This window comes from Luteibacter sp. P4_D7_3, assembly GCF_056401735.1.
The window spans coordinates 1-6,683 of record NZ_JBFUIT010000228.1; the positions used below are offsets into that span (position 1 = coordinate 1).

5 protein-coding genes are annotated in these 6,683 nt (G+C 64.3%); all 5 read left to right on the forward strand.

What is annotated here, in order from left to right; translation table 11 throughout:
- Positions 1 to 77: 77 nt before the first annotated feature.
- Positions 78 to 1,592, forward strand: coding sequence for a transcription termination factor NusA (nusA, locus tag AC1DSN_RS16380; RefSeq protein ID WP_063573258.1), 1,515 nt, complete (start codon positions 78 to 80; stop codon positions 1,590 to 1,592).
- Between the two features lie 133 nt (positions 1,593 to 1,725).
- Positions 1,726 to 4,674 carry a translation initiation factor IF-2 gene (gene infB, locus AC1DSN_RS16385; protein ID WP_477331698.1) on the forward strand — a complete coding sequence of 983 codons (2,949 nt, stop codon included), beginning with the start codon at positions 1,726 to 1,728 and terminating at the stop codon, positions 4,672 to 4,674.
- Between the two features lie 76 nt (positions 4,675 to 4,750).
- Positions 4,751 to 5,131, forward strand: a complete 381-nt coding sequence (gene rbfA, locus AC1DSN_RS16390; protein ID WP_063572533.1) for a 30S ribosome-binding factor RbfA — start codon at positions 4,751 to 4,753, stop codon at positions 5,129 to 5,131.
- Positions 5,132 to 5,280: 149 nt separating this feature from the next.
- Positions 5,281 to 6,198, forward strand: coding sequence for a tRNA pseudouridine(55) synthase TruB (truB, locus tag AC1DSN_RS16395; protein WP_063572534.1), 918 nt, complete (start codon positions 5,281 to 5,283; stop codon positions 6,196 to 6,198).
- A 140-nt stretch (positions 6,199 to 6,338) separates the two neighbouring features.
- Positions 6,339 to 6,605, forward strand: coding sequence for a 30S ribosomal protein S15 (gene rpsO / locus AC1DSN_RS16400; RefSeq protein ID WP_046981277.1), 267 nt, complete (start codon positions 6,339 to 6,341; stop codon positions 6,603 to 6,605).
- The last annotated feature ends 78 nt before the right edge of the window (positions 6,606 to 6,683 follow it).

Below are 6,683 nucleotides of genomic sequence, written 5' to 3' on the forward strand. Positions count from 1 at the left end.
AGCCCGGTCTGGGCGGAAAGAAACCCAAATAACGAAACGACGGGGTGCCGCGGGGCATCCTTACGGGAGTAGCGGCAATGAGCAAAGAACTTTTGCTGGTAGTCGACGCGGTCGCCAACGAAAAGGGCGTACCGCGCGAAGTCATTTTTGACGCCATGGAAGCGGCGCTGGCCTCGGCCGCCAAGAAGCGCTACCCCGATGAGGATCCGGACATTCGTGTCGAGATCGATCGCAACACGGGTGATTACGAGACCTTCCGTCGCTGGGAGATCGTCGCCGACGACGTCGAAATGGAGGATCCGTCTTATCAGATCCGCCTGATGGACGCTGAAGACGAAGCCGGCGAAGGCGAAGTGGCGGAGATCGGTGGTGCCATCGAGCATCAGGTCGAGAACGCCGAGTTTGGCCGTATCGCTGCGCAGGCTGCGAAGCAGGTCATCGTGCAGCGTGTTCGCGAGGCCGAGCGCCAGCAGGTGGTCGACCAGTTCGTGGATCGTGTCGGCGAACTCGTCACCGGTATCGTCAAGCGCGTCGAGCGCGGCAACGTCTATCTCGACCTCGGCAGCAATGCCGAGGCCTTCATCCCGCGCGACAAGACGATTCCCCGTGAATCGGCCCGCGTCGGCGACCGCGTTCGCGGTTACCTGTACGAAGTGAAGTCGGAAGTCCGTGGTCCGCAGCTGTTCGTTTCACGCAGCGCGCCGGAATTCATGATCGAACTGTTCAAGCTCGAAGTGCCGGAAGTCGGTCAGGGCCTGGTCGAGATCAAGGGCTGCGCCCGCGATCCGGGTGACCGTGCCAAGATCGCCGTCGTCGCCCACGATAGCCGCACCGATCCCATCGGCGCATGCATCGGCATGCGCGGTTCGCGCGTGCAGGCCGTGTCCAACGAGCTCAACGGCGAGCGCGTCGACATCATCCTGTGGCACGAGAACCAGGCGCAGTACGTCATCAATGCGATGGCGCCGGCTGAAGTGCAGTCGATCATCATGGATGAAGAGAAGCACTCCATGGACATCGCCGTTGCCGAGGACAAGCTGTCCCAGGCGATCGGTCGCGGTGGCCAGAACGTGCGCCTCGCCAGCAAGCTCACCGGCTGGCAGCTCAACGTGATGACGCAGGACCAGGTGACGGCGAAGAGTGAGGCCGAACAGGCCGCCGCGCTGCAGCTGTTCCAGGACAAACTCGAAGTGGACGAAGAGATCGCTGGCATCCTGGTGCAGGAAGGCTTCTCGTCCATCGAAGAAATTGCTTACGTGCCGAGCGCCGAGCTGCTCAACGTGGAAGGCTTCGACGAAGACATCGTCGAGGAACTCCGTGCTCGCGCCCGCGACGCCCTCCTGACCGAGGCACTGGCTGCCGAGGAAGGTGTGGAAGAAAACCCGCCTTCCGAGGAACTGCTCGGTCTGGACGGCATGGACGATGCGACCGCCTTCGCGCTGGCGGATCGTGGTGTGAAGACGCTGGACGACCTGGGTGACCTTGCCGTCGACGAACTCATCGATATCGATGGCATGACAGAGGAACGCGCTTCGCAGCTGATCATGGCTGCGCGTGCTCCGATGATCGCCCGCCTGGAAAAGGGTGGCTAAGCGCGAGACCGGAAGCGTCCTGGACGGACGCCTCGAGGGAGGCCACGAGGTCTCCCGCCATGGATGGAGGCAGCCGTACGGGTCATCGTCGGCACGTAAGGTTACGCGCGGGAACGGCGGAGAATAAAGAACGATGTCGGACGTCACAATCAAACAACTCGCCCATCAATTGGGCCTCCCGGTCGACAAGCTGCTTGGGCAGCTTGGCGAAGCCGGCATGAAATTCTCCGATGCGGAGCAGGTCATCAGCAGCACCGAAAAGGTGAAGCTGCTCGGATTCCTGCGTCGCACGCACGGCAAGAACGACGCCGCTCCCGAAACGGACGAAACGGCGCCTCGCCAGATCACCCTCAAGCGCCGCACGGTCGGTGAGTTGAAGGTGAGCTCCGGTACGGGGCGTGGCGCTGGCGCGGCGAAGACGGTCAACGTCGAAGTCCGCACCAAGCGCACGTACGTCAAGCGCAGCACGATTGCCGAAGACGCCTCGCACGATCCGGAGCGTGAGGACGCCGCGCGCAAGCTCGCCGAGTCTCATGCCCAGCGTGAGAGCGACGAGGCACAGCGCCGCGAGGAGGCCGAGCGCCGACAGGCTGAAGAAGCCCGTCACGCCGCTGAAGCCGAGGCACGTCGTCAGGAAGAGGCTGCCGCCGAGGCGCGTCGCCGCGCCGAGGCCGAGCAAGCCGCCGAGCGCGCACGCGCTGAAGCTGCCCAGGCAGCGGCCAAGACGTCGCCGGCATCTGCCGAAGCGACGGCTGCGCCGACGCCTGCTGCCGCTCCGGCGGCGCCCGCTCCGGCTGCGCCGGTGACTACGTTCACTGACGAGAATGGCGTGACCCACACGACAGGCAAGCTCGATACGCGCCGGCTCGGCATGATCACGCCGACCATCCATGAGCCGCGCAAGCGCGAGCGCGTCATTCCCAAGCCGGTTCCCGCACCGGCGCCAGCCCCGGCGCCTCCGCCGGTCGTGGCAGCTCCGGCGCCAGCGCCGGCTCCGCGTGCGGCTGCGCCTTCACCCGCTCCGCGTCCGGCCCCTGGTTCGGTCGCAGCAGCTAACGATTCGCGTGGTAACGCGCGTCCGAAGCACGGCGGCGGTGGTGGCGGCGGTGGTAACAGCGGCGGCCCCGGCCGTGGCAACGACCGCGACTCCGGCGGCAAGCGTTTTGGTGGCGGCGAGATGCATCTGTCCGATGCCGATCGCGCACGTCGCTCCAGCGCCAATCGTCGTGGCGGCGGCAAGGTCCGTGGTCGCGCCGAAGCCCCGCGCGGCGGCGCTTCGTCCGGTGGTCCGCACGGCTTCACGCGTCCGACCGCCGCGGTGGTCCGTGATGTCGTGATCGGCGACAACAACCTCGTTACCGATCTCGCCCAGAAGATGGCCGTGAAGGGTGCCGAGGTGGTCAAGGCGCTGTTCAAGATGGGCGTCATGGCGACCATCAACCAGACGATCGATCACGACACGGCCGCACTGGTCGTCGAAGAACTCGGTCACAACCCGGTTCGTGCCACCGAGAACGACGCGGAAGCCGCGCTGCAGACGCAGACGCAGACCGCCGAACTCGAGGGCGAGAAGGTTTCGCGTCCGCCGGTCGTCACGATCATGGGTCATGTCGACCATGGCAAGACGTCGCTACTCGACTACATCCGTCGCACCAAGGTCGCTTCGGGCGAAGCCGGTGGCATCACCCAGCACATCGGCGCGTACCACGTCGAAACCAGCCGCGGTGTCATCACCTTCCTCGACACCCCGGGCCATGCGGCGTTTACGTCCATGCGTGCTCGTGGTGCGCAGTCCACGGATATCGTGGTGCTCGTGGTCGCGGCCGACGACGGCGTCATGCCGCAGACGATCGAAGCCGTGAAGCATGCGCGCGCCGCCAAGGTGCCGCTGATCGTCGCGCTGAACAAGATGGACAAGGCCGGTGCCAATCCGGACAACGTCAAGCAGGGCCTCGGCCTCCTCGAAGTCATCCCCGAAGAGTGGGGCGGCGAGACACCGTTCGTGCCGCTCTCGGCGAAGACCGGCGACGGCGTCGATGCACTGCTCGATGCGATTTCGGCCCAGGCCGAAGTCATGGAACTCAAGGCGGTGGCCGATGGCCGCGCTTCGGGTGTCGTGATCGAATCCAGCCTCGACCGCGGTCGCGGTCCGGTGGCCACGGTGCTGGTCCAGCAGGGCACGCTGAAGAAGGRCGACTTCGTCGTCTGCGGTGTCGAATACGGCCGCATGCGTGCACTCGTCGACGAAACCGGTAAGCAGGTCAATGAAGCCGGCCCGTCGATTCCGGTGCAGGTGCTGGGTCTGTCCGGCGTGCCGGAGTCGGGTGACGACTTCGTCGCCGTGAAGGACGAGCGCCTGGCTCGCGAAGTGGCGGCCGAACGACTGCTCAAGCGTCGCGAGACCCGCCTGGTCAGCAAGTCGAACCGTCTGGAAGACATCATCGCCCAGATGGGTCAGGGCCAGGGCCAGCAGACCCTCAACATCCTCGTCAAGGCGGATGTGCAGGGTTCGGTCGAGGCGCTGCGCGATTCGCTTACCCAGATCGGCAACGACCTGGTCAAGGTGAACGTGATCGCTTCCGGCGTGGGCGGCATTACCGAGTCCGAGGCCACGCTGGCAACGGCTTCGAAGGCGCTGATCATCGGCTTTAACGTCCGTGCCGACGCGTCGGCACGCAAGGTGATCGATACCAACGGGCTCGACGTCCGTTACTTCTCGATCATCTACGACGTGATCGACCAGGTCACGCAGGCGGCTACCGGCCTGCTGGGCATGGAGATCCGCGAAGAGATCATCGGTGTCGCGCAGGTTCGTGACGTGTTCCGTTCGTCGAAGTTCGGCGCGGTCGCGGGCTGCATGGTCATCGAAGGCAACGTCAAGCGCAGCAAGCCGATCCGCGTGTTGCGTGACAACGTGGTCGTGTTCCAGGGCGAACTCGAGTCGCTCCGCCGCTTCAAGGAACTCGTTGACGAGGTCCGTAACGGCATGGAATGCGGTATCGCCGTCAAGCAGTACAACGACGTCAAGGTCGGCGACCAGATCGAGTGCTTCGAGCGCATCGAAGTGCCTCGCACGCTGTAACTCGCGTCAGCTTGCCTCCCCGGTACGCCGGGGAGGCTTTATTCGTTTATGCACCTATCAAAAACTGGAGGCGGATATGCCGTCCCGTGATTTCAAGCGTACCGACCGCGTGTCCGCCCAGCTTCGCCGCGAAATCAGCGAACTGTTGCATGCCGCTGTACGCGACTACGCGCTGCCTTCGGCCAGCGTGTCGGATGTAGAAGTAACCCGCGACCTCGATTGGGCCACCGTATGGGTCACGGCGCTCAAGCCGGAAGAGTCGCCGGTGGTGATGAAGGCGCTGAAGGAGCTCGCTCCCGAGTTCCGTCATGCGCTGTCGAAGTCCATGATCCTGCGCAAGGTGCCCCAGCTGAAGTTCAAGTACGACGAGTCCGTCGATACCGGTGAACGCATCGAGCGCCTGCTGCGTGAAAATCCGGTTCCCCCGGCCGATCCCGCAGAAGAAGAGTCCAAGTAGGAGCCGATTCATCGGCGATGCTTTTGTGTGGGAGCTGCTTCAGCAGCGATGGGTGCTAGCGGCAAACTGGCCCGCTGGCGCGGGATCGCCGATGAATCGGCTCCTACAGTGTTCTGGCCATCTCTTGGCCACTTCTCATTTCTGCCTCTATGAACCGTCGAACCTTTCGTGACATCCACGGGATCCTTCTGCTCGACAAGCCACTCGGCCTGAGCTCCAACCAGGCATTGCAGGCGGCGCGTCGGCTCGTGGGCGCGGCCAAGGGCGGTCACACGGGCAGTCTCGATCCGCTCGCGACCGGGTTGTTGCCGCTTTGCTTCGGTGAGGCGACCAAGTTGGCCGGCTGGCTGCTGGGTTCGCGCAAGGCCTATGAGGCCGAGGTGCGGCTGGGCGTGACAACGACGACGGCCGACCTTGAGGGTGACGTGGTGGAGACGTGTCCCGTCCCGGAACTGGACGAGGCGATGATCGAAGCGGCGTTGGCGCCGCTGCGCGGCCATATCGTGCAGATCCCTCCGGCCTATTCGGCGATCAAGCAGGACGGCGTTCCGCTTTACGTGCGTGCGCGACGGGGCGAGGTTGTGGACGTTCCCGCCCGGGAGGTCGACGTCTACCGGCTCGAGGTGATCGGGCGCGAAGGCGATACCGTCCGCTTGCATGTGGAGTGTGGGTCGGGGACGTACGTGCGCAGCCTTGCCGTCGACTTTGGCGCCCATCTCGGCTGCGGCGCCCATCTGACCGGCCTCCGCCGCCTCTGGGTCGAGCCGTTCATGGAGCCGCCGATGATCACGCTGGACACCCTGCGCGATGCCGCCGAGGCGGGCCCGGAGCAGCTCGAAGCCTTCCTGATGCCGGTAGATGCCGGGCTGACGCATATCCTCCGGGTGGAACTCGACCCCGAGCAGACGCGTATCTTTGGCTTCGGCCAGCCGGTGCCGCTGGGGCAGGGCACCCAACCAGGGCGTTGCGCGGTGTGGGGTGCGGATGGGCGTCTCATGGCGCTCGGGGARATCGCCGACGATGGCCTGCTCCGCGTCCTTCGGGGTCTCAACCTCCCGACCGCTTGACCGGGCTTGTTGCCGGTACGCGCACGACGTTACAATAGAGTGCTCATTTCATAGCTTTCAACACAATGCGAAGCTTGCGCAACTTCAGCGGTCCGCTGAGGTTGCGCAAGCTTCGCACCCGCTTTTAAGGAAACGATTCAATGCTTACTCCCGAACAGACCGGTCAGATCATCAAGGATTTCGGCCGCAAGGAAAACGACACGGGCTCGACCGAAGTCCAGGTCGCCCTGCTGTCCGCCAACATCCTGCAGCTGCAGGATCATTTCCAGGCTCACAAGCAGGACCACCATTCGCGTCGCGGCCTGCTGAAGATGGTCAACCAGCGCAAGAAGCTGCTTTCCTATCTGAAGGCAAACGACCTGGGTCGCTATCAGACCCTGATCGAACGCCTCGGCCTGCGCCGCTAAAACGAACAGGACGAGGAGATCACGGTGGCGAAAGTAACCAAGTCATTCCAGTACGGTAGTCACGAAGTCACACTGGAG

What these genes read in the sequence shown, in the direction of transcription:
- nusA (WP_063573258.1), top strand. Translation starts at nt 78, where the DNA reads ATGAGCAAAGAACTTTTGCTGGTAGTCGACGCGGTCGCCAACGAAAAG.
- rpsO (WP_046981277.1), top strand. Translation starts at nt 6,339, where the DNA reads ATGCTTACTCCCGAACAGACCGGTCAGATCATCAAGGATTTCGGCCGC.
- rbfA (WP_063572533.1), top strand. Translation starts at nt 4,751, where the DNA reads ATGCCGTCCCGTGATTTCAAGCGTACCGACCGCGTGTCCGCCCAGCTT.